We start from the raw sequence: 23,126 nt of genomic DNA, 5'->3' as shown, positions 1-23,126 counted from the left end.
CGGAGACAAACAACCAGACGGAGACAAACAACCAGACGGAGACAAACAACCAGACGGAGACAAACAACCAGACGGAGGTAAACAACCAGACGGAGATACCATTAAAGATGGTGAATACAATATTGGTTTTAAAGTATTGAAAGATAAAACAGAAGAAATTTCAATGATGAATACGTACACGAAGAGTCCAGGTGTATTAAAAGTGAAAGATGGAAAGAAATATGTATCCTTCACATTAACAAATAGCTCATGGATTACAAAGTTTGAATTTGAAAAGAATAATTCATTTGTTGATGCAAGTGTATTAAGTGAAGATAAGAAAGCTGATACACGTGTAGTAGAAGTGGAAGTAGCTGATTTATCTAAGAAACTAAATGCAAAAGTGAAAGTAGATATTGATTCAATGAATTATCACCATTTCTATGATATTCAATTTGCATTTGATAACGATAGTATTCAACCGTTAGACAACCAAGGTGGAAACAACAATCAAGGCGGAAGTAACGACCAAGATGGAAACGATAACCAAGGCGAAAATGACAACCAAGGTGGAAACAACAACCAAGGCGAAAATGACAACCAAGGTGGAAACAACAACCAAGGTGGAAACAACAATCAAGGCGAAAATGACAACCAAGGCGGAAATAACAACCAAGGTGGAAACAACAACCAAGACGATAACACAGCAATTGATCCAAACGCTCTTAAAGACGGTGAATACAGTATCGGTTTTAAAGTGTTAAAAGATAAAACAGAAGAAATTTCAATGATGAACACATATACGAAGAATCCAGGTGTATTAAAAGTGAAAGATGGAAAGAAATATGTATCCTTCACATTAACAAATAGCTCATGGATTACGAAGTTTGAGTTTGAAAAGAATGGTGCGTTCGTCGATGCGCAAGTATTAGGTACAAATAAAGAGAAAGATACAAGAGTAGTAGAAGTGGAAGTAGATGATTTATCGAAAAAGTTAAATGCAAAAGTGAAGGTAGATATCGATGCAATGAATTATCATCATTTCTATGATATTCAATTTGCATTCGATAAAGGAAGTATTAAAGCTTTAGGTAACCAAGGTGGAGATACTAACCAAGATGGTAATGGTAATCAAATCGGAAGCGACAACCAAGGCGGAAACGACAACCAAGATGGAACGAATAATCTAAATGAAAACCCAACAGTTGATCCGAAAAATTTAAAAGATGGTCAGTACGATATTGCTTTTAAAGTGTTAAAAGATAAGACAGAAGAAATTTCAATGATGAATCAATATGTTGTAAGTCCAGCAAGATTAACAGTGAAAGATGGCAAGAAGTATGTTGCAATGACACTGAAAAATAGTGACTGGATTACGAAATTCCAAACAGAAAATAATGGTGGATTTGCAGATGCAAAAGTAGTAAGTGAAGATAAGGCTGCCAATACAAGAGTCGTAGAATTTGAAGCTAATGATTTATTTTCAAAATTAAATGCAAAAGTAAAAGTAGATATCGATTCAATGAATTACCATCATTTCTACGACGTACAAATTCAATTTGATACGACGAAGATTGGCGCTGTAGGAACGGTAAAAGAAGAGCCAAAGAATGAACCGAAAAACCCAGTAACTACACCAAAAGTAGATAATGTAAAAACAGTAGGAACTCCTGATTTTAACCGAAATGCAGATGGTAAAAAGAAAAACGAAGCTACAAATAATGATTCGAAAAAAGAGAAAAACTCAAAAACTGCAGATACAGCACAACTTGGTTTATACATGATGTTACTGCTAGGTTCACTTGCTTTACTAGTTCGTAAATATAGAGCAGGTAGATTGTAATTTTTGGAGTCTTGATGCATGTTCGCGTGCATCAAGACTTGTTTCATATTGTTTGGAAAGGAGTGGTGATTGAGAGTGAGGAAAATTGCAAGTGTACTAATGGCTATCATTTTATTAGTGAGTATAGCTGGGTGCTCATCACCTAAAAAAGAAACTGTGAAGCAAGTAAAGAGTGAAAGTAAAGAGCGAATTGTTGCAACGACAGTCGCTGTTACTGAAATTATGGATGTGTTAGAAGTAGATTTAGTTGGTGTTCCAACTAGTTCTAAAACCTTACCGAAGCGATATAAAGGTTTACCTGAAGTCGGGAATCCGATGAGTCCTGATATGGAAAAAGTACAGTCGTTAAAGCCGTCAGAAGTATTATCCGTGACAACACTTGAATATGAATTAAAGCCAGTGTTTGACGGTGTAGGTATGAAAGCAAATTTTGTGGACTTAACTAGTTTAAAAAATATGCAAAATTCCATTAGTAATTTAGGTAAGCAATATGGACGCGAAAAGCAGGCTGAAGCAGTTGTAACGAAGTTAGATAAAAAGGTTGCTAGCATTCAAAAAGAAGTAAAAGGAAAGAAAGAACCGACAGTGCTTATTTTATTAGGTGTACCGGGGAGCTATTTAGTAGCAACTGAGCATTCCTATATTGGTGATTTAGTGAAACAACTAGGTGGTAAAAATATTGTACAAGGTGAACAAGTAGAATATTTAGCTTCTAATACAGAGTATTTAAAGAAAGCTGATCCGGATATTATTTTACGAGCAGCTCATGGTATGCCTGATGAAGTTGTAAAAATGTTTGATAAAGAATTTAAAACAAATGATATTTGGAAACACTTCGCTGCAGTTAAAAATAATCGTGTTTACGATTTAGAAGAGCGTTTATTTGGAACGACAGGAAATTTAGCAGCAATCGAAGCTTTAGATGAATTGAAGAAAATGATGTATCCGTGATGCATTTTCATATAAAGGAAGAGTGAAATGAATAAAAAAACTTGGAGTTTCTTCATTGTTACTGTATTGCTTATTGTTATGACGTCATTGTCAGCGATGAAAGGGAGTTTAGAGGTTGGTATCGTTGACCTTGTACAAGGGATATTTACAGGGGCAAATGAAGATGTTGAGGTCATTAAAGATTTACGTTTCCCGCGCATTATTATTGCACTGTTCACTGGGGCGGCTCTTGCTGTTTCTGGTGTTCTTTTTCAAGCTGTAATGAAAAATCCACTTGCCGATGCTGGGGTAATCGGTATATCTTCAGGAGCAAGTTTTATGACACTTGTTATTATTACGTTATTCCCGCAATTCTTTTTCTGGACACCAGTATTCGCCTTTTTAGGTGGTGCGTTTGCGTGTTATCTCGTTTATGCCTTTTCATGGAAGTCAGGGTTAAGTCCACTTCGTATTATTTTAGTTGGTATAGCTATTAATGCGATGTTTACTGGATTAAATGAATCTTTCATTACGATTTGTGGATATTTCATTAAGAGTATTAAGCAAACGACGACTTCTAATATAACGATGAAGACGTGGGGCGATGTAGAAATAATGGTTACGTATGGAACAATTGGTTTGGTTCTTGCACTGTTTGTAGGAGCTTGGTGTAATTTATTATCGCTACAAGATAAGACTGCGAAAAACTTAGGTTTGCACGTGACGAGAGTTCGTCTTATTATTTCTGCTATTGCAGTACTCTTAGCTGCAGTATCAACAGCGATTGCAGGTGTTATTGCTTTTGTAGGATTACTCGTTCCGCACATTTCAAGGCAATTAGTCGGTTCAGATCATAAAGTATTAATTCCATTTTCTGCTCTTGCAGGAGCGTTATTAATTTTGACGGCGGATACGATTGGAAGGTTAATTGTACCACCTAACGAAATTCCAGCGGCGACGATTATGGCAGTTATTGGTGGACCATTCTTAATATTCTTGCTTAGAAAGAGTGATAAAGTTCATGGAAATTAAAAATGTAACCTTTTCATACGATAATGTAACAAATCGTTTAAAGTCTGTTAGTAGTGAAATAGAGATTGGGAAAATTACAACAATCATTGGTCCGAATGGTTGCGGAAAATCAACATTACTTGGTGTTATGTCTAGAAATCATGCTCCTAATAGTGGGGAAGTAATACTTGATGGAAAAACGATTAGTGAGTATAAACCGAAAGAGTTTGCTAGAAAGTTAGCTGTTGTCCATCAACAAAATGAGGCGCCAGCAGATATTACAGTGGAAAAACTAATAAGCTTTGGGCGTATGCCATATAAAAATGTTTTTTCTTCGCAAACTGATGAAGATAGAGAAGCAATTGAGCGTGCACTAACATGTACAAATTTGCAAAGTAAGCGTGAAAAGCCAATTCATGCTTTATCGGGCGGAGAGAGACAGCGAGTTTGGATCGCGATGACATTAGCTCAAAGTACACCAATGCTTTTCTTAGATGAACCGACAACATATTTAGATATTTATTATCAGCTAGAAATATTAGAGTTAGTGAAAGAGTTAAATGAAGTGTATGGATTAACGATTGTGATGGTACTACATGATATTAATCAAGCCATTCGTTATAGTGATCATATTATCGTTATGAAAGATGGGGAAATTGTTACGAAAGGTAATCCTAATGAGGTAATAACAGAAGAAATGGTTAAAGCAATATATGGTGTAGATGTCGTTGTAAAACAAGACGAAGATACAGGGTTATACATGGTACCAATGGGAATTTAAAGGCTGGGCATAATCCGTTTTGAGGTGATAATTTGAATAGTAAGAAAGAACGGAAAAAGAATTCTTTTTTTCAACGAATACTTACAATTGTATTTTTAGGAATCTTTTTCTATTCAATGTATGAATTGGGTGGGATTTTCATGGATTATTATGAAAATCGTAAAGTAATGGCTGAAGCGCAACATATTTATAAGAGAAGTCCAATGGAAGAAAAATCAGAAGATGGGGAAGTACGTAAACAGTTTCAAGCTCTCCAAAAAATTAATCCAGAAATAGTGGGATGGATTACGATGGATGATACACAAATCAATTATCCAATCGTTCAAGCGAAGGATAATGATTACTATTTATTTCGTAATTATAAAGGCGAGGATATGAGAGCGGGAAGTATTTTTATGGATTATCGTAATGATGTGAAATCTCAAAATCGAAATACTATTTTATATGGTCATCGTATGAAGGACGGTTCTATGTTTGGAAGTTTAAAAAAGATGTTGGATGAAGATTTCTTCATGTCCCATCGTAAATTGTATTACGATACATTATTTGAAGGATACGACGTTGAAGTTTTTTCAGTATATACGACAACGACGGACTTTTATTACATTGAAACGGATTTTGAAAGCGATGCAGCGTATACAGCATTCTTAAAGCAAATTCAAGATAAATCCCTTTACAAAACGGATACGAAATTGACGGCTAATGATGAAATTATAACACTTTCTACATGTGACTATGCACTTGATCCAGAAGCAGGAAGATTAGTCGTACATGCGAAACTAGTAAAAAGACAGTAAATAAAAAAGTATAGAATATGAGAAGTGGTAACGCTTCTCATATTCTATACTTTAAAAAAACAGTTTTTACTGTGCTGCAGCCATTGGCATACGTACAACTTTTACATCATAGTAAGAGATTTTATTATCAAGAATATAATCTGGCATTCCGCCTTGATGGGAGTGAGCAGCTTTAAATGCTGGGCTCTTTGTCCAACCTTGGAAATCTTCTTTTGCATTCCAGCGCGTGCTAATTGTTACCTCGTCATAATCAACTGTATTTTGCGTTAGAAGAACTTCTAATCCTAAAAATCCTGGCATTGTTTCGACTTGACCTACTTTATTAAAACGATCAATTAATTTATGTCCATTTCCCTTTGTAACTTTAGCTGTATTTGTAACAATAATCATGTTTATTCCTCCTATAAGTTGTAGCCTTTATTTTCGAGAATTCATATACATTAAATGATAATGAAAATCATTATCATTGTCAATGGTAATCTTAAATTATGATAATATTTTTAATCCCGCTATTTGTTGGGCAGTAAGACCCCCACCTCAAAATTTAGCGAAAGCGAAGAAGTTAGGTGGAGGGCGGGCTGATTAAAGTTTCACTTTATGTAGTATAATATCCTCCTGTTGACTATATATTTAACTTGGTTATATATTGTGTAAATAGAATCAATCGAAAATATATAGAAGTAAAGTATGGTTTATACTTTGCTGTCGCAATACTATGAACAAGGAGGGCATTATGGTTGAATCACTTTTACTTAGTATCGTTATTATTATTACATTAGGTATTGCTTCACAATGGACTGCATGGCGCTTCCAGCTTCCTGCGATTGTTGTTATGGCAGTTGCTGGATTATTAATTGGTCCGGTTTTCGGTATTATTAATCCAAAAGAGGTGCTTGGGGATGTTTTTAGTCCACTCGTATCACTCTCTGTTGCGATTATATTGTTTGAGGGTAGTTTAAGTTTAGATATACGTGAACTGAGGGGGCTATCAAAACCAGTATTTCGTATCGTTACGTTTGGTGCGTTTATCGCGTGGATTGCTGGCTCACTTGCAGCTCATTACGTCGCTGGATTAGATTGGGCGGTTGCATTTATTATTGGAGGACTTTTTATTGTGATAGGTCCAACGGTAATTATTCCGTTGTTACGCCAAGCGCGATTAAAACCAAGAACAGCTGCAATTTTAAAATGGGAAGGGATTATCGTTGATCCATTTGGCGCTTTGCTTGCTGTATTCGCCTTTCAAATTGTAAATTTCTTAACGAAAGAAAATGTACAATTACATACGTTGCTGTACTTCTTTGCAGGTTCATTATTTGCAATGGTACTCGGTTATGTATTTAGTATTTTTATGAGCTATATGATTTTAAAGGGAAAAGTACCAGAATATTTAAAAGCCCCAATTTTGCTAGTTACGGTACTGTTATGTTTTGGCATTGCGGATGAAGTGATGCATGAAACAGGTATGCTAGCTGTGACAGTAATGGGGATTACGCTTGCGCGGATGAAAAAATATATTTCTTCTATCGGTGATATTCGTCATTTTAACGAAAATATTTCTGTGCTACTAACGTCGACTGTTTTTATCATATTAACAGCATCCCTTCCAAGAACAACGATTATGGAGATTTTCAGCTGGCCTATTATAAGCTTCGTACTTATGATGCTATTTGTTGTACGCCCTTTATCGATTTGGATATCGACAATCGGCACAGAGTTAACAAAAGCAGAACGGGCGCTAGTTGGCTGGATTGCGCCGCGAGGTATTGTTGCATTAACGGTTTCAAGTTACTTTGCGACGGAGTTATTACAAGAAGGTTATAAAGATGCTTCTATATTAACGGCACTTACATTTGCACTCGTTATTACGACCGTTTGTGCTCATGGATTTTCAATTGGATTTTTAGCGAAAAGATTGGGATTGGCGAATACGGAGCCACCGGGAATTTTAATTTCAGGTGCGAGTACATTCTCATCTGCTTTTGCATTGCACTGTAAAGAGATGGGTATTCCGAGCTTAATTGTAGATGTATCAGAAGAGCATTTGCAATGTGCAAAGGGGAAAGGGCTTAATACATATAATGGACAAGTACTTTCTGAACAATTACAATTTGAAGTTGATATGAATCAGTACGAATACTTAATTGCAGTTACAGATACGGATTCTTATAATGTATTAGTCGCAAATACATACGTACCGCAGTTTGGACATCATAATACATTTTTACTTCCAATCCATGATGTGGAAAAGATTGAACAAGAACGCATTTCCCTTTCGAAAAAAGCTCATTTACTGTTTGGTCAAAATGAAATTTATGAAGAATTAAATAGAAAAATTGAAGATGGTTATACGTTTAAAACGATACAAGTTGCAGAAGAACAAAAGATTAATAAAGAAGAAATCGATTCAGAGGATTTAATACTATTTATTCGCCATAGAGATGGTAGTCTTACTTTTTCAACATTGTATAAATATATAGCTGTTATGCCAGGGGATGAGCTAGTTGTACTAGCAAAGCAATAATATGGTATAGTGAAACGAGGCTGTTTTTCAGTCTCGTTTTTTAAGTGCTTCCTATAGAGAAAGCATGCAAATGGAAAGGAAGTTTTTATATGCGATCAGAAGTAACTGTAAAAATAAAACCGAAATTTATAAAAGAAATTAAAAGTGGATATCCGCTTATTTTAAAAGATGCGATTCAAAATTTAAATGATGTTCAGGAAGAAGGAACAATCATTAAAGTGGTAGATGAGAAGAACCATTTTGTCGGAAAAGGTTATTATGGAAAACAAAATAAAGGATACGGCTGGATTTTAACGAGAAAAGAGAGTGAACAAATTAATCAATCTTTCTTTGAAAGTAAAATTAAATCTGCCTTACATAAACGAAAGCAATTTTATAAATCAAGTGATACGACAGCATTCCGCGCTCTAAACGGTGAAGGTGATGGGCTTGGAGGCTTAATCATCGATTATTATGATGGCTATTATGTAGTTAGTTGGTATAGCGAAGGGATTTATACTTTCAGAGATGAGATTATAGCAGCTCTTCAAAAAGTAGCAAATTTTAAAGGTATTTATGAGAAGAAGCGCTTTGATACGAAAGGGAAATACATTGAAGGCGATGATTTCGTAGCAGGAGAGCGCGGTGAGTTCCCGCTTATCGTAAAAGAGAATGGTGTGAATTTCGCTGTTTATTTAAATGACGGAGCGATGGTTGGGGTATTTTTAGATCAGCGTAACGTGCGAAAACAAATTCGTGATAAATATGCAAAGGGAAGAACCGTGTTAAATATGTTCTCTTATACAGGTGCCTTCTCTGTATTTGCAGCGCTTGGCGGAGCAAGCAAAACGACGAGTGTCGACCTTGCAAATCGTAGTTTAAGTAAAACGATTGAGCAGTTTAGTGTAAATGAAGTTGATTATGAAGCGCAAGATATCATTGTAGAAGATGTATTTCTTTACTTCAAATATGCAGCGAAGAAAAAAATGAAATTTGATATGGTCGTACTTGACCCTCCAAGCTTTGCGCGTTCAAAAAAATATACATTTAGTGCAGCGAAAGATTATAAAAACTTATTAAAAGAAACAATTGCCATTACAGAAAATAACGGGATTATCGTTGCTTCAACAAATTGTAGCGCATTCGATATGAAAAAGTTTAAAGGCTTTATCGATACAGCCTTTAAAGAAATGAATGGTAAATATAAAATATTAGAAGAACATTCTTTACCAGAAGATTTCCGTACCATTGATCAATTTAAAGAAGGAGACTATTTAAAAGTAGTTTTCATCGAGAAAATTAAAGGATAATAAAGAAAAAGGAGCTCGAGTTTACTTGAGCTCCTTTTCTTATTGAACGATATTTTGTACTCTACCGACTTGCCCGTCCTGCAATCGCACTTTAATGCCATGCGGATGAGAAGGGGAGTTCGTTAAAATATCTTTTACAATGCCACGTGTTAATTTGCCAGTTCGTTGATCTTGTTTTAATACAATATCAACTTCAAGGCCGGGTGCGATATTAGAACGTTTTTGTCCGTTCATTTATACACCTGTACGTCTACGTTGGTTGTTTGTCTTTTTCGTTTGTTGGTTTTGTAATTTTTTTGTTTCTTGGCTTTGGTTTTTGGCATTTTGACCATTACCGTTACCTTGCTTTTTCTTTGCAAGTTGTTCGCGCATTAAATCAGCTAAGCTTACTTTTTTGTTTTCTGACATGATAAGTCTCCTTTATATAAAGTTAATTATGAACTATCGTAGTAAATTTCATCATATCATTGTTAAGGAAGGAAGGGAAGTTGGTTTGAAAATTCATATATTTGTTTCAAGTCTGTAGTAGTTACGATACAATTGAATTGTTAACGTTTGTAAAAAGGGGATAGACATATGTCACATCATATATTATTAGTTGAAGATGATATCTCAATTCAAGAGATGGTGGAAAAGTATTTAATAAAAGAGGGCTTTCAAGTTACAATCGCGTCTGATGGAGAAGAGGGCGTGAACACATATTTAATAGGTTCATTTGATTTGATTATCCTAGACATTATGATGCCAAAGTTAGATGGCTTAGAGGTTGTGCGAATCATTCGAGAAAAAAGTGCTGTTCCGATTTTAATGATGTCGGCAAAAGATACAGATGTTGATAAAGCTGTCGGATTAGGGCTTGGAGCAGATGATTACATTTGTAAGCCATTTTCTATGATTGAATTAGCCGCGCGTGTAAAAGCAGGTATTCGCAGGTCTACGAAATATTCGGCTACAGAAACAACAGAAAAGACGATTCAAATTGGTGATTTAACGATTGATCCAATTAATTTTACTGTGGAAAAAAACAGGAAGCCTCTCAAACTTACTTTAAAAGAATTTGAGATTTTAAAACTGTTTGTAAAGAATCAAAATCGTGTATTTACAAAAGCACAAATATATACGCTAATTTGGAACGAAGAGTATTACGGTGACGATAACGTTATTAATGTTCATATGAGAAGATTGCGTGAGAAAATCGAAAGTGATCCATCTAATCCAGAATACATTAAAACGTTATGGGGCATCGGCTATAAGTTGGAAGTGATGTAATATGGTCAATTTGTTAATAGGTATTATTTTTATATTGTTATGTGTCATTTATATACAATATAAAATGAGGAAAAATAGTAGCAAAAATTTGCGATACACATATGAAAAGTTAGAAAGTATTGTTAATGAAAAAACAGGTGAGAAGTTACTTGTTATGACAGATGATCTAGAATTGCAAAAATTGTTAGTGGCAATTAATCAATTGTTAGATGCAAAACAGAAAACGAATGCAGATCATGCGAAAGTAGAAATTTCGATGAGAAAAATGCTTTCAAATATTTCACATGATTTGAAGACGCCACTAACAGTTATTCTTGGATATACAGAAATGTTAAATAAGGATAAAACGATAAATGAAGAAGAACAACAAATATTACTTGAGAAAGTGCATACGAAAACACTAGAAGTGATGGAACTAATTCATAAGTTTTTTGATTTAGCAAAATTAGAATCTGGTGACAAAGCAATCGAGATGACAAAAGTGAATATGAATGAAGTTTGTCGTGAGAAGATTTTATCTTTTTATGATTTAGTGACGTCGAAAGGTTTTCATGTTCATATTGATATACCAGAAAGAAATATATATGCACTTGGAAATGTAGAAGTATTAGGTAGGGTATTGAACAATTTTATATCAAATGCGATTACATATGGAGACGATGGAAAGACACTTGGTATGACGTTAAGAGATGATGAAACGAATGTGTATATAGACGTATGGGATACAGGAAAAGGAATTGATGAATCGCATATTGATAAAGTGTTCGAGCGTATGTACACACTTGAAGATTCAAGAAATAGATTGTACCAAGGGAGCGGTTTAGGGTTAACGATTACGAAAAGGCTTGTGGAAGCGATGGATGGAAAAATTCATCTTTCTAGTAAGCCGTATGAAAAAACAATTTTTACAGTTGCATTAAAAAAGATGCAGTTTTAGCTTGTAGAGAAGTAGATTCTACAAGCTTTTTTGCAGCGTAAGGAATTTGTAAGAAACGGGTAAGAAAAAAGAGATTTCCGTTGTCTATTATAGAAATATAAAGTAGTGCGAAAGGGGAAAGTGATATGACCTATATATTAAAAACGAATCAGTTAACGAAAGTGTTTAAAGGAAAAGAAGTTATTTCTAGCGTTAACATGCATGTGAAAAAAGGAGAGATATACGGTTTCTTAGGACCGAATGGTGCTGGTAAAACAACGATTATGAAAATGATTACAAATTTAATAAAACCGACGAGCGGTGAGATTGAAATTTTCGGTGAGAAGTTAACAGATACATCTTATGAAGTATTAAAGAGAATGGGGACGATTATTGAATATTCAATCTTTTATGATAAATTAACGGCGAAAGAAAACTTAGAATTACATTGTGAATATATGGGCTATTACGATAAAAATGAAATTGACCATGCTTTACATTTAGTGAAGCTGCAAGGTATAGATAATAAAAAAGTAAAAGATTTTTCATTAGGAATGAAACAACGACTCGGTATTGCAAGGGCAATCGTAACAAAGCCAGAATTACTCATTTTAGATGAACCAATTAACGGTTTAGATCCAATTGGTATTAAAGAATTAAGAGACTTATTTAAAATGCTCTGCAAAGAATATGGCATTACATTATTAGTCTCTAGTCATATTTTAGGTGAGATGGAGCTAATGGCGGATACAATTGGTGTAATTCAAAATGGAAAACTAATAAAAGAAGTTTCAATGAAGAGTATTAACGGAAAACAAACAGAGTACATTGAAATCACTGTTCCTGATGTGAAGCGTGCAGCTTATATTTTAGAAGATAAACTTGGCATAAAAAATTATAAAATAATGAGTGGAAATATGATTCGTGTGTATGATACAGAAGTGTCTCAGCAAGCCATTTCAAAAGCGCTTATTATGAACGATGTGGAAATTGAAAGTATTAATAAGAAACATAGTTCCTTAGAGGAATATTTCTTAAATGTAATGGATGGAGAGGGCATTCATGCTTAATGGATTGTTAGTGAATCTAGTAAGTGGATTGGTCGTAATGTTCATAAGCGGGATTTTATATTATAGGAAACCAGAGCGGAAATGGTTGTTAATTCTACTAATGATAGGAATGTTAAGCGTAGTTACTGCTGGAATTAGAATGTTAGCAGCATAAAGACAGTTATATAAAGAATGGAGGAGTGGTTTTGTATGCTTAGATTAATGAAGCTCGAATGGAAGAAACATCAATTATCTAGTTACTTTAAAAGTGTAGCAATTTGTATTATAGCAATTTTCGCTGTAGTAAGCCTTATGGCAGTGGGAATGAAAGCCGAGGAAGACGTGCTCTTCTCTGACTTCACACAGAACATGGCTTTAGTAAATATTTTTATTAGGGTAACATTCATTATTTTTAGTTCGGTCATTTTATCACGTTTAGTAATTGATGAGTATAAGAACAAAACGATACAACTATCATTTATGTATCCACTGCAAAGGAAAATGCTAATGAGTGCGAAACTAACAATTGTTTTCTGTTTTTGTTTTGTGAGCACGATTATCGCGACTTTCATTATTAGCTTGCTCGTATATTTTGTGAGTCCAATGATGGGACTGATTGAAACACCTGCTACGATAGGCGAAATAATAGCTATCGTTCCAGGTACTATTATAAGTGCATTTATGATATCTGGTATAAGTTTAATTCCTTTATTTTTTGGAATGAGAAAGAAATCGACACCGACAACGATTACTTCGGCAGTAATAATTGGTATGCTGATTAGTGGTAACGTTGGTGCTGGAAACGGTCAAGTAAGTATGTTTGATTTTATAGCTATCCCAATCGTGCTCTGTTTATTAGGAATTTTCATTAGTTATCTATCATTTCGTAAAATCGACAAGATCGATGTGGCGTGAAGTAAGCTTAAAACAAAAACGAACTGGGGTATGAATAATGAAAAAAATGATAGTAATTGCAATAGTATTCATTACAATTGCTAGTGTAGTTTTTGGTATTAAGGTATTTCAGGGGAAAGATTTTAAGAAAGAAAAGTCTTTTGAGATAAATAATATAAAAGAAATAGAAGTAGACAATGAAAACTGGGATATTGAATTTAAAAGTACAGATGCTAATAAAATAGTAATTTCCGCTCAAGGTGAACAAGTAGATAAAGAGATAGATCCCGTCAAAATAGAAAATGACGAAAATAAAATTGTGATTAAGCAAAAACAAAAGGCAGCCAAATTTTTTAATGGTTTTACGTTTAGAAAGAAAAATAGTATATGTATAGCTATTCCGAAGAAAGAGATAGATAAAATTGTAGTAAATAATAAATCGGGTGATGTGAAAATAAGAGATCTAGTAGTGAAAAGTATCATGACGAAAGGCAAATCTGGGGATGGAATGATTGTAGGACTATCAGCCGAGAAAGGTGAATTTATATCGCAAAGTGGAGAGTTAGTTGTAAAAGATAGTTCAGTACAAGAATTAAATATAAAGTCTACGACTGGTGATAACTATATAACAAATGTAAGTAACTCAAATATGAACATCACTTCAACATCTGGGGAAGTATTGCTGAAAGATATGACAGAAGGAAAATCATTATTTATAGAAACAAAATCAGGGGATATTGGCGTACGATATAAAGGGGTTCCGACTTCTTTACAACTTACGGCTAAAAGTAATTTGACTGACGTAATAGTGGATTTAAAAGGACTTAAGAAAGATAAAAATACAGAAAAAATAAAAGTAGGAACGATTGGTGATGCAAAAAATGAAGCGAAGATTTTAAGTGAAACAGGAGTCATTTATATTGATTAAATCTTATGAGGAAGGAGGACACTATCATGCTACATTTAATGAAGCTAGAATTGAAAAAGTTTAAGCTTGGTTGGTACGTGAAGAGAGCAATTATTGCAAATATTGTTATACTGGCATTAATGATCTTTGTGAGCATCATCGCTCAAGTAGAAGGTGATGCAGAAATAAGGAATCCAGAGACGATATTGTTAATGGCTAGCACAATAGTAAGAGCAACATTTATTATTTTTGGTAGTGTATTAATCGCAAGGTTAATAATTGGCGAATATAAAAATAAAACAATACTACTTATGTTTTCTTATCCTATTAACCGAAAGAAAATGATGGCTAGTAAGTTGGCTATTACAGCGATAGTAACATTTATAACAGTTATTGTATCTAACATTTTAGTAGTAGGAATTTTCTTTGGGATAGATAGTTATTTTTCAATTCTTCCTAATTCATTCACAGTAGATCAATTGGTGCAAGAAGGAATAAAACTGGTTCCTTTAGCCATTGCAACTGCGGGAATGAGTTTAATCCCTCTATATTTCGGAATGCATAAACGTTCCGTGCCAACTACAATTGTTTCATCTCTTATCGTTGTCTCAATTGCAATGAATAGCAACCCAGAGTTTCCCACAGCAACTTTTCTTCCCCTTCAACTAGCATTGGCAGCAATTGGAGTTGCCATTGCATATTACGGAATTAAAAATATAGAGAAGGAAGATATAACTGTATGATAAGAATACGTAAAATAGTTTCACATGAAACAAGTTACAGAAAAAGACAAGATGTGTAAACACCTTGTCTTTTTCTGCTGTTACATTTTAGGAGCTTCCATTCCAGCGGCAGCCCATTCTTCTTTTGCAGGGCCATATACGCCAGGGACTGTTAAGCCAGCTTGCCTCATTAATACCGTCATTTGTCCGCGGTGGTGATTTTGATGATTAATAAGTGTCATTAAAAATATAGAATTTGGCATAGGACGACCAAAGAAGTCATTAATAGTTGCTAAATCTTTATCAGCCCATTTACTTTGAAGTGCTTCAACAAAAGCTGTATTCACTTTACGATATCCATCTGCAATTGTTTTTGCTGAAGTTGGAACAGGATAATCTTTCGTTTCTCCTTCAAACTTAAGCCCAGTACCAGATAGTATAACAGGAATTGCCGTCACGATATGCCAAGCAACTCTGCCTAACGTCCAATGCTCAGGTGCAATTTCTTGTGATAAAGATGCATCGGTTAATGAATCAAGCATTTTCTGAGTAGACGCAGCCTCGTATGTCCATGATTGCAAGAAGCCTTCAATTGTTTGGTACATTATTGTTATCCCCCCTATTTATGTTCATACATTAAATTCGAGAGAAGTGATGCATTCCCTTTTAATAGAAAAGCTTTCGTTAAATATTGCTACATTATAAAAATAATTAGAAAATATTTATAAAAGTGTCAGAAAAACGATCTTTTTATTCGTATATGTAATGAATAGAGAAATGGAAGTGAATTTCTGTATATAAAGTATAAAAATGATAAGGAATACGTATTGTTAGGGAATGCTGATGATTACAGAGGGCTATTTCAAATAATAGGTGGATTGAAAGTAGCGAACGGAATAGAACTAAAATTACAAGATAAGGAATTAAAGAGAAAGTTAACTTTAAAACGAAGTGTGTTCAATATAATCATGTATTCACTTGTTATATATTTTATGTACAAAGCTTATATTAATTTTATCCCGCATTAACGGGCAGTAAAACTCCCGTCTCAAAACTCGGCTAGATTGAAGAATTTAGATGGAAGTCAGGTTGCCTGTAAAAGTCTAATTATAGTTTCACTCTATGCCATAATAGAAAAACCAGCTTCATATATGAAGCTGGTTTTTAATTAACCTTCTTTTCACTCTTCCTCATCAAACATGAGAAATAAGGTGCTCCAATTACAGCAACGACAAGGCTGGTAGGGATTTCTTTCGGATATGCAATCGTCCCAATACAAAGTGAAATGTGTATAGTTAATAATCTGTGGAGATGAGGCGAAAGTACAAGCAAAAGGAGAGCAAATTGCATGTAATAATTACTAGAATCTATGGAATGTATCTGTGTTTATCCTATTAAGTAAATTATTTCTTTGTTAGTTAGATAGGTGTTTTTTAACTAGATGATTTTACTTAAAAGATCGAAGTAAAGGAAGTGATCAACATGTCTTCATGGAGAAATAATATAAATGGATATTGTAGTTGTAATAATCAAAATGGTGTACATGTTGATTCGTGTTGTTTTAGTTGCGATGGGACAGTGCCTAAGCTAGGCCCAACCGGTCCGACGGGAGCAACAGGAGCAACAGGAGCAACGGGAGCAACGGGAGCGACAGGAATAACAGGAGCAACAGGAATAACAGGAGCAACGGGAGCAACGGGAGCGACAGGAATAACAGGAGCAACAGGAATAACAGGAGCAACGGGAGCGACAGGAATAACAGGAGCAATAGGAATAACAGGAGCAACGGGAGCGACAGGAATAACGGGAGCAACGGGAGCAACGGGAGCAACAGGTCCAACGGGAGCGACAGGAGCGACAGGAGCAACGGGAGCAACAGGCCCAACCGGAGTGACAGGAATAACGGGAGCAACAGGTCCAACAGGCTCAACGGGGGCAACCGGAGCTACAGGTACAAGTATCACGGCGACGTATGCATTTGCAAATAATACGTCGGGAACAGCGATATCGGTACTTCTAGGTGGAACGAATGTCCCGCTTCCGAATAATCAAAACATCGGTCCTGGTATTACGGTTTCCGGGGGAAATACAGTATTTACGGTTGCAAATGCTGGGAATTATTATATTTCATATACGATTAATATAACGGCTTCATTATTAGTCAGTTCTCGTATTACAATTAATGGAGCACCACTTGCTGGAACGATCAATTCTCCTGCGTTAGCAACTACATCATTTAGCGCAACAATTATTACAACTCTTGCAGCAGGAGATGCTATTAGTTTGCAACTATTTGGTTTGTTAGCTGTTGCAACATTATCAACAACTACACCAGGAGCTGTGTTAACGATAATAAGATTAAGCTAAATAATAACTCTCTTATTTTTTTATAGATTAGGAGAGTTTGTACATATAATAAGAAGTTAATGGAGTGAAGCATAGTTATATAAAAGTCAGAATATTATGATTGTAACGTTATGGTGACTATAATATAATGAAAACAACCTCATGAATGAACATTCATTTATTTTTATGTATTTGAAGGGGGAATGAAGGTGGAAAAACCATGGTTGAAAAATTATCCAGAGGAAATTCCAAGTACAATTTCTTATGATATTCAGCCGCTTCATAAATATGTAGAACAGATGGCTTCTCGCTACTCAGAAAAGAAAGCGCTTCACTTTTTAGGGAAGGATATTACATTTTCAGACTTTCATGATAAAGTGAAGAGATTTGCAAATTATCTTCAAAAGCTCGGTGTGGAAAAGGGTGATCGAGTTGCCATTATGTTGCCGAATTGTCCGCAAGCTGTAATCGGTTATTACGGTACATTACTTGCGGGAGGTATCGTAGTCCAAACAAATCCATTATATACAGAAAGAGAATTAGAATATCAACTTCATGACTCGGGAGCAAAAGTCATTCTTTGCCTCGATTTAGTGTTCCCAAGAGTAACGAATGTTCAATCTGCTACAAAAATTGAGCATATTATCGTAACTCGTATTGCGGACTTTTTGCCCTTCCCTAAAAATCTATTGTATCCATTTGTGCAGAAAAAACAGTCAAATTTAGTTGTGAAAGTATCAGAGAGTGAAACGATTCACCTTTGGAACTCAGTAGAAAAAGAAGTGAATACGGATGTTGAGGTGCCTTGTGATCCTGAAAATGATTTAGCTCTTTTACAGTACACAGGAGGAACAACTGGATTTCCGAAAGGCGTTATGTTAACACATAAAAACCTCGTTTCTAACACTTTGATGGGAGTTCAATGGTTATATAATTGCAAAGAAGGAGAAGAAGTCGTTCTTGGGGTTCTTCCATTTTTCCACGTGTATGGCATGACGGCTGTCATGAATTTAAGTATTATGCAAGGATACAAAATGGTTCTTATTCCAAAATTTGATATGAAAATGGTTTTTGAAGCGATTAAGAAGCATAAAGTGACATTGTTCCCAGGGGCACCAACTATTTATATCGCTCTTTTAAATAGCCCGCTTTTAAAAGAATACGATATTTCGTCTATTCGTGCTTGTATTAGTGGATCAGCACCACTGCCAGTAGAAGTACAGGAAAAGTTCGAAACAGTTACAGGGGGTAAACTCGTAGAGGGATATGGTTTAACAGAATCATCTCCAGTTACACATAGTAATTTTTTATGGGAAAAGCGAGTGCCAGGTAGCATTGGAGTTCCGTGGCCAGATACAGAAGCAATGATTATGTCGCTTGAAACTGGTGAGGCATTACCACCGGGAGAAATCGGTGAAATTGTAGTAAAAGGCCCTCAAATTATGAAAGGATATTGGAATAAGCCAGAAGAAACAGCAGCTGTACTGCAAGATGGGTGGCTCCATACAGGGGACGTTGGCTACATGGATGAAGATGGCTTTTTCTATGTGAAAGATCGTAAGAAAGATATGATTGTTGCGAGTGGATTTAATGTGTATCCTCGTGAAGTAGAAGAAGTATTATATGAGCATGAAAAAGTGCAAGAAGTAGTGACGATTGGAGTTCCCGATCCGTATAGGGGAGAGACAGTTAAAGCGTTTGTTGTGTTAAAAGAAGGTACAGAGTGTTCTGAGGAAGAATTAAATCAGTTTGCTCGTAAATATTTAGCGGCCTATAAAGTTCCGAAAGTATATGAGTTTAGAGATGAACTGCCGAAAACGACAGTTGGGAAAATTTTGCGCCGTGTCCTAATTGAGGAAGAGAAAAGAAAGAATGAGGATGAGCAAACGGGCTAAGGCCCTTTCTTTTTGAAAAAATGGGATTGACACTTTTCTAAATAGTCAGTATTATAAGAATATGAATGACTATTCATTCAGTCATCTTCTTGAAGGGGACAGTAAAGTGAAGAAAAATAGACCGAAATACAATCAAATTATTGATGCGGCAGTCATTGTGATTGCGGAGAATGGGTACCACCAAGCGCAAGTTTCTAAAATAGCAAAGCAAGCTGGGGTAGCTGATGGCACGATTTATTTATATTTTAAAAATAAAGAAGATATATTAATATCCTTATTCCAAGAGAAGATGGGAGAATTTGTCGAAACAATTCGTCAAAAAACAGCAGGAATTGAAAGCGCTGTATCGAAGTTATTCATGTTGGTAGAAACGCACTTCTTGCTGTTGTCGCAAAATGATCCTCTTGCTATCGTTACGCAATTAGAGCTAAGACAGTCCAATCAAGACTTACGCCTGAAAATAAATGAAGTATTAAAAGGCTACTTACAAGTTATTGATGAGATTTTAGAGACTGGTATAAAGCAAGGTGAATTCCAAGCGGATTTAAATGTTCGCGTGGCAAGACAAATGATCTTTGGAACAGTAGATGAAGTTGTGACCAATTGGGTAATGAGCGATCATAAGTATGATCTGGTCGCACTTTCAAAATCGGTACATGGGCTACTTATTGCAGCTTGTGGTTATCGTCAATAATGGGAGGGATCATGTTGAAATTCCTATCTGTAAGAGTTGAAGATCATATCGCGGTGGCTACGTTAAATCATGCGCCAGCTAACGCGATGTCTTCACAAGTTATGCATGACGTTACTGAATTAATTGATCAAGTGGAGAAGGATGATAACATTCGTGTTGTTGTTATTCACGGTGAAGGGCGCTTCTTCTCGGCGGGAGCAGATATTAAAGAATTTACATCTGTTACTGAAGCGAAGCAAGCGACTGAATTAGCGCAGCTTGGACAAGTTACGTTTGAGCGCGTTGAAAAATGTTCAAAACCAGTTATCGCGGCAATTCATGGAGCGGCACTTGGCGGCGGCCTTGAGTTTGCTATGTCTTGCCACATGCGCTTTGCAACTGAAAGTGCAAAACTTGGTTTACCTGAATTAACACTTGGATTAATTCCTGGATTTGCAGGTACACAGCGATTACCACGTTATGTTGGGAAAGCGAAAGCTTGTGAAATGATGTTAACAAGTACACCGATTACTGGTGCAGAAGCATTAAAATGGGGACTAGTTAACGGAGTTTTTGCTGAAGAAACATTTTTAGATGATACGCTTAAAGTTGCAAAACAGATTGCTGGAAAAAGCCCAGCGACGACTCGTGCTGTACTAGAGTTATTGCAAACGACGAAATCGTCTCATTATTATGAAGGTGTACAACGCGAAGCTCAAATCTTTGGTGAAGTATTTACGAGTGAAGATGGAAGAGAAGGTGTAGCGGCGTTTTTAGAAAAACGTAAGCCTTCATTTAGCGGCAGGTAGTTCAATTATTTTTTTAATATAAATTAACAGAAAATTAAAATTGATAGAATCTTTCTGAAAAACAAGGGGGTAAATGGAATGAACATCTACGTACTCATGAAACGAACATTTGATACAGAAGAAAAAATCGTAATTAAAAACGGTGCAATTTACGATGGCGAAGCGGAATTCATCATCAACCCTTACGATGAATATGCAATTGAAGAAGCAATTCAAGTAAGAGACGCACAAGGTGGAGAAGTTACTGTCGTAACAGTTGGTGGCGAAGATAGTGAGAAAGAACTTCGTACGGCGTTAGCGATGGGCTGCGATAAAGCGGTATTAATTAATATTGAAGATGATGTAGAAAATGGTGACCAGTTCACGACAGCAAAAGTGCTTGCTGAATATTTAAAAGATAAAGATGCAGATTTAATTTTAGGCGGAAACGTTGCAATTGATGGTGCATCTGGACAAGTTGGTCCGCGTGTAGCTGAAGCGTTAAATATTCCGTACGTAACGACAATTACAAAACTTGAAATTGACGGTACAAACGTGAAGATTGAGCGCGATGTTGAAGGTGATACAGAAGTGATTGAAACTTCATTACCAGTTTTAGTAACAGCACAGCAAGGTTTAAATGAACCTCGTTATCCATCGCTTCCAGGTATTATGAAAGCGAAGAAAAAGCCACTAGAAGAATTAGAATTAGATGATTTAGATTTAGAAGAAGATGATGTGGAAGCAAAGACAAAAACAATTGAAATCTATTTGCCTCCTAAGAAAGATGCAGGAAAAGTGTTACAAGGCGAGCTGCAAGATCAAGTAAAAGAACTTGTATCGTTGCTCCATACAGAAGCGAAAGTAATCTAATAAAATACGAAATTATATATGCAGGAGGGAAAATCTATGGCTCGTAAAGTATTAGTAATGGGTGAAGTTCGTGATGGATCGCTACGTAACGTTTCGTTTGAAGCGGTAGCAGCAGCAAAAACAATTGCAGAAGGCGGTGAAGTAGTAGGTCTTCTAGTTGGAGACAGCGTTGCTTCTTTTGCAAATGAATTGATTCATTACGGTGCAGATCGCGTTGTGACAGTTGAAAATGATAAATTAAAATCATATACATCTGATGGCTATGCACAAGCATTTTTAGCTGTATATGCTGAAGAAAATCCAGAAGGTATTGTATTTGGACATACAGCACTTGGGAAAGATTTATCACCAAAATTAGCAGCGAAGCTTGAGGCTGGTCTAGTTTCTGACGTAACTGCTTTAGAAGTTGAAGGTGGAAATGTTATCTTTACTCGTCCAATTTACTCTGGTAAAGCGTTTGAGAAGAAGATTGTAACAGACGGCATCTTATTTGCGACAGTGCGTCCAAATAACATCGCAACGCTTGAAAAAGATGAGTCTCGCAGTGGTGACGTGTCTTCTATTACAGTAGATGTGAAAGACTTACGTACAATCATTCAAGATGTCGTCCGTAAGACGGCAGAAGGCGTTGATCTTTCTGAAGCAAAAGTGATTATCGCTGGCGGACGCGGTGTGAAGAGTGAAGAAGGGTTCAAGCCATTAAAAGAGTTAGCTGACGTATTAGGCGGCGCTGTTGGAGCATCTCGTGGTGCTTGTGACGCTGAGTATTGCGATTACTCATTACAAATTGGTCAAACTGGTAAAGTTGTTACGCCAGACCTATACATTGCATGCGGTATTTCTGGAGCGATTCAGCATTTAGCTGGTATGTCTAACTCAAAAATAATCGTTGCGATTAATAAAGACCCAGAAGCAAGTATCTTCAAAGTAGCTGACTACGGTATTGTTGGCGATCTATTTGAAGTGGTACCTCTTTTAACAGAAGAGTTTAAAAAGTTAAAAGTACATTCATGATTTGAGTACCCTTGAGTTCCAAGTGAAGTACCCCTATATATAGAAAAAGGTGAGAGATCCCCTGTCTCTCATCTTTTTAGTATTTAATCCGTATTTTTATATAGTATAAAGGAACACTTTTTTGTTACAATACATAACGATACATATTATTCGCCACGTATATAAGTTAATGATATACTCTTGGTAGAATATACTTGAAGGAGGAAATAAAATGGCAATTGTAAACGCAAATGACCAAAGCTTCGCAGCAGAAACTAGCGAAGGTGTTGTATTATTAGATTTCTGGGCACCTTGGTGTGGACCTTGTAAAATGATCGCTCCTGTATTAGAGGAAATTGATGCAGAACTAGGCGAAAAAGTAAAAGTAGTAAAAGTAGACGTGGATGAAAATCAAGAAACTGCTCGTCAATTCGAAGTAATGAGCATTCCAGCTCTTTTCGTATTAAAAGACGGTAAAGTAGTTGATCAAGCGTTAGGTTACAAACCGAAAGAAGCGTTAGTAGAATTAGTTTCTAAACACTTCTAAAATAAAAAGGCTACCATTTGGTACATAGCCATCAAGTTAAGAAAATGAATAAAATTTAACTAAATGGGTCATCCTTCCATGCATACCGCATGGAAGGATG

25 protein-coding genes and 2 pseudogenes are annotated in these 23,126 nt (G+C 35.7%); 22 read left to right on the top strand and 5 right to left on the bottom strand.

Translation table 11 applies throughout. The features are described 5' to 3' along the window. The 5 genes from PDQ33_RS23035 to srtB all read left to right on the top strand — a co-directional run. Positions 1–1,822: NEAT domain-containing protein (locus PDQ33_RS23035; protein ID WP_270756668.1), on the top strand; the 1,822-nt coding region annotated here is incomplete at its 5' end. Positions 1,823–1,891: 69 nt separating this feature from the next. Continuing rightward, positions 1,892–2,773: a heme ABC transporter substrate-binding protein IsdE gene (gene isdE, locus PDQ33_RS23030; RefSeq protein ID WP_270756670.1), complete on the top strand. Its 882-nt coding sequence runs from the start codon at positions 1,892–1,894 to the stop codon at positions 2,771–2,773. A gap of 27 nt (positions 2,774–2,800) precedes the next feature. Next, a complete protein-coding gene (locus PDQ33_RS23025; protein ID WP_001036821.1) occupies positions 2,801–3,784 on the top strand; it encodes a FecCD family ABC transporter permease in 984 nt (327 codons plus the stop codon). Next, positions 3,774–4,544 (top strand): ABC transporter ATP-binding protein, encoded by a 771-nt coding sequence (locus tag PDQ33_RS23020; RefSeq protein ID WP_000403755.1) that lies wholly within the window; start codon positions 3,774–3,776, stop codon positions 4,542–4,544. The genes PDQ33_RS23025 and PDQ33_RS23020 overlap by 11 nt, the downstream gene beginning before the upstream one ends. A 32-nt stretch (positions 4,545–4,576) precedes the next feature. Continuing rightward, on the top strand, positions 4,577–5,341 hold the full coding sequence (srtB, locus tag PDQ33_RS23015) for a class B sortase (protein ID WP_001086113.1): 765 nt from the start codon (positions 4,577–4,579) through the stop codon (positions 5,339–5,341). A gap of 66 nt (positions 5,342–5,407) precedes the next feature. Here the strand turns inward: srtB and isdG are convergent, their stop codons facing one another. Next, complete coding sequence (isdG, locus tag PDQ33_RS23010) at positions 5,408–5,731, bottom strand: heme oxygenase (protein WP_061132076.1); 324 nt, start codon at positions 5,729–5,731, stop codon at positions 5,408–5,410. 343 nt (positions 5,732–6,074) lie between these two features. Between isdG and PDQ33_RS23005 the strand changes: the two genes are divergently transcribed. Further along, positions 6,075–7,865 carry a cation:proton antiporter gene (locus PDQ33_RS23005; protein WP_270756673.1) on the top strand — a complete coding sequence of 597 codons (1,791 nt, stop codon included), beginning with the start codon at positions 6,075–6,077 and terminating at the stop codon, positions 7,863–7,865. Between the two features lie 89 nt (positions 7,866–7,954). Continuing rightward, on the top strand, positions 7,955–9,154 hold the full coding sequence (locus tag PDQ33_RS23000) for a class I SAM-dependent rRNA methyltransferase (protein ID WP_001255958.1): 1,200 nt from the start codon (positions 7,955–7,957) through the stop codon (positions 9,152–9,154). A 39-nt stretch (positions 9,155–9,193) separates the two neighbouring features. Here PDQ33_RS23000 and PDQ33_RS22995 read toward each other — a convergent pair whose 3' ends face one another. Together PDQ33_RS22995 and PDQ33_RS22990 are read right to left on the bottom strand one after the other, a co-directional pair. After that, positions 9,194–9,388: a YwbE family protein gene (locus PDQ33_RS22995; RefSeq protein WP_001014310.1), complete on the bottom strand. Its 195-nt coding sequence runs from the start codon at positions 9,386–9,388 to the stop codon at positions 9,194–9,196. Beyond that, complete coding sequence (locus PDQ33_RS22990) at positions 9,389–9,562, bottom strand: hypothetical protein (protein ID WP_001293578.1); 174 nt, start codon at positions 9,560–9,562, stop codon at positions 9,389–9,391. 168 nt (positions 9,563–9,730) lie between these two features. On the opposite strand from PDQ33_RS22990, the gene PDQ33_RS22985 reads away from it, so the two are divergent. From PDQ33_RS22985 to PDQ33_RS22955, 7 genes are all read left to right on the top strand, one after another. Beyond that, the gene (locus tag PDQ33_RS22985; protein ID WP_270756675.1) at positions 9,731–10,423 is read left to right on the top strand and encodes a response regulator transcription factor; all 693 of its coding nucleotides are present in this window, start codon (positions 9,731–9,733) and stop codon (positions 10,421–10,423) included. 1 nt (position 10,424) lies between these two features. Next, positions 10,425–11,360: a HAMP domain-containing histidine kinase gene (locus tag PDQ33_RS22980; protein WP_000247662.1), complete on the top strand. Its 936-nt coding sequence runs from the start codon at positions 10,425–10,427 to the stop codon at positions 11,358–11,360. A 125-nt stretch (positions 11,361–11,485) separates the two neighbouring features. Beyond that, positions 11,486–12,409 carry an ABC transporter ATP-binding protein gene (locus PDQ33_RS22975; RefSeq protein ID WP_270756676.1) on the top strand — a complete coding sequence of 308 codons (924 nt, stop codon included), beginning with the start codon at positions 11,486–11,488 and terminating at the stop codon, positions 12,407–12,409. After that, positions 12,402–12,563 (top strand): hypothetical protein, encoded by a 162-nt coding sequence (locus tag PDQ33_RS22970; protein WP_000931773.1) that lies wholly within the window; start codon positions 12,402–12,404, stop codon positions 12,561–12,563. The genes PDQ33_RS22975 and PDQ33_RS22970 overlap by 8 nt, the downstream gene beginning before the upstream one ends. Before the next feature lie 35 nt (positions 12,564–12,598). Then, positions 12,599–13,303 carry an ABC transporter permease gene (locus PDQ33_RS22965; protein ID WP_000945219.1) on the top strand — a complete coding sequence of 235 codons (705 nt, stop codon included), beginning with the start codon at positions 12,599–12,601 and terminating at the stop codon, positions 13,301–13,303. A 37-nt stretch (positions 13,304–13,340) separates the two neighbouring features. After that, complete coding sequence (locus tag PDQ33_RS22960; RefSeq protein WP_061132078.1) at positions 13,341–14,210, top strand: DUF4097 family beta strand repeat-containing protein; 870 nt, start codon at positions 13,341–13,343, stop codon at positions 14,208–14,210. Between the two features lie 26 nt (positions 14,211–14,236). Continuing rightward, positions 14,237–14,932 (top strand): ABC transporter permease, encoded by a 696-nt coding sequence (locus PDQ33_RS22955; protein ID WP_270756677.1) that lies wholly within the window; start codon positions 14,237–14,239, stop codon positions 14,930–14,932. 80 nt (positions 14,933–15,012) lie between these two features. On the opposite strand, the gene PDQ33_RS22950 is transcribed toward PDQ33_RS22955, so the two are convergent. Then, positions 15,013–15,516 carry a DinB family protein gene (locus tag PDQ33_RS22950; protein WP_000284962.1) on the bottom strand — a complete coding sequence of 168 codons (504 nt, stop codon included), beginning with the start codon at positions 15,514–15,516 and terminating at the stop codon, positions 15,013–15,015. A 168-nt stretch (positions 15,517–15,684) separates the two neighbouring features. Between PDQ33_RS22950 and PDQ33_RS29105 the strand changes: the two are divergent. Then, positions 15,685–15,939 (top strand): annotated as a pseudogene (locus tag PDQ33_RS29105) (septation ring formation regulator EzrA); the annotation flags it as partial. A 136-nt stretch (positions 15,940–16,075) separates the two neighbouring features. Here the strand turns inward: PDQ33_RS29105 and PDQ33_RS22945 are convergent. Then, positions 16,076–16,180 (bottom strand): annotated as a pseudogene (locus PDQ33_RS22945) (iron ABC transporter permease); the annotation flags it as partial. A gap of 213 nt (positions 16,181–16,393) precedes the next feature. Between PDQ33_RS22945 and PDQ33_RS22940 the strand changes: the two are divergent. The 7 genes from PDQ33_RS22940 (at position 16,394) to trxA (ending at position 23,026) form a co-directional block, all read left to right on the top strand. Continuing rightward, positions 16,394–17,278, top strand: coding sequence for a BclA C-terminal domain-containing protein (locus PDQ33_RS22940; RefSeq protein WP_270756678.1), 885 nt, complete (start codon positions 16,394–16,396; stop codon positions 17,276–17,278). 188 nt (positions 17,279–17,466) lie between these two features. Then, complete coding sequence (locus PDQ33_RS22935; RefSeq protein ID WP_061132080.1) at positions 17,467–19,152, top strand: long-chain-fatty-acid--CoA ligase; 1,686 nt, start codon at positions 17,467–17,469, stop codon at positions 19,150–19,152. Positions 19,153–19,258: 106 nt separating this feature from the next. Next, complete coding sequence (locus PDQ33_RS22930) at positions 19,259–19,846, top strand: TetR/AcrR family transcriptional regulator (protein WP_429680389.1); 588 nt, start codon at positions 19,259–19,261, stop codon at positions 19,844–19,846. An 11-nt stretch (positions 19,847–19,857) separates the two neighbouring features. After that, entirely contained in the window at positions 19,858–20,634 is a 777-nt protein-coding gene (locus PDQ33_RS22925) for an enoyl-CoA hydratase (protein WP_000911295.1), read from the top strand. Positions 20,635–20,712: 78 nt separating this feature from the next. Continuing rightward, positions 20,713–21,486 carry an electron transfer flavoprotein subunit beta gene (gene etfB, locus PDQ33_RS22920; RefSeq protein ID WP_001029030.1) on the top strand — a complete coding sequence of 258 codons (774 nt, stop codon included), beginning with the start codon at positions 20,713–20,715 and terminating at the stop codon, positions 21,484–21,486. A 36-nt stretch (positions 21,487–21,522) separates the two neighbouring features. Next, complete coding sequence (gene etfA, locus PDQ33_RS22915; RefSeq protein ID WP_000101965.1) at positions 21,523–22,500, top strand: electron transfer flavoprotein subunit alpha; 978 nt, start codon at positions 21,523–21,525, stop codon at positions 22,498–22,500. A 211-nt stretch (positions 22,501–22,711) separates the two neighbouring features. Continuing rightward, on the top strand, positions 22,712–23,026 hold the full coding sequence (trxA, locus tag PDQ33_RS22910) for a thioredoxin (RefSeq protein WP_001018943.1): 315 nt from the start codon (positions 22,712–22,714) through the stop codon (positions 23,024–23,026). Positions 23,027–23,126 lie beyond the last annotated feature (100 nt).

This window comes from Bacillus cereus group sp. Bc031 (assembly GCF_027716265.1).
GTDB lineage: Bacteria > Bacillota > Bacilli > Bacillales > Bacillaceae_G > Bacillus_A > Bacillus_A paranthracis.
This window is presented reverse-complemented; position numbering and strand designations above follow the sequence as displayed.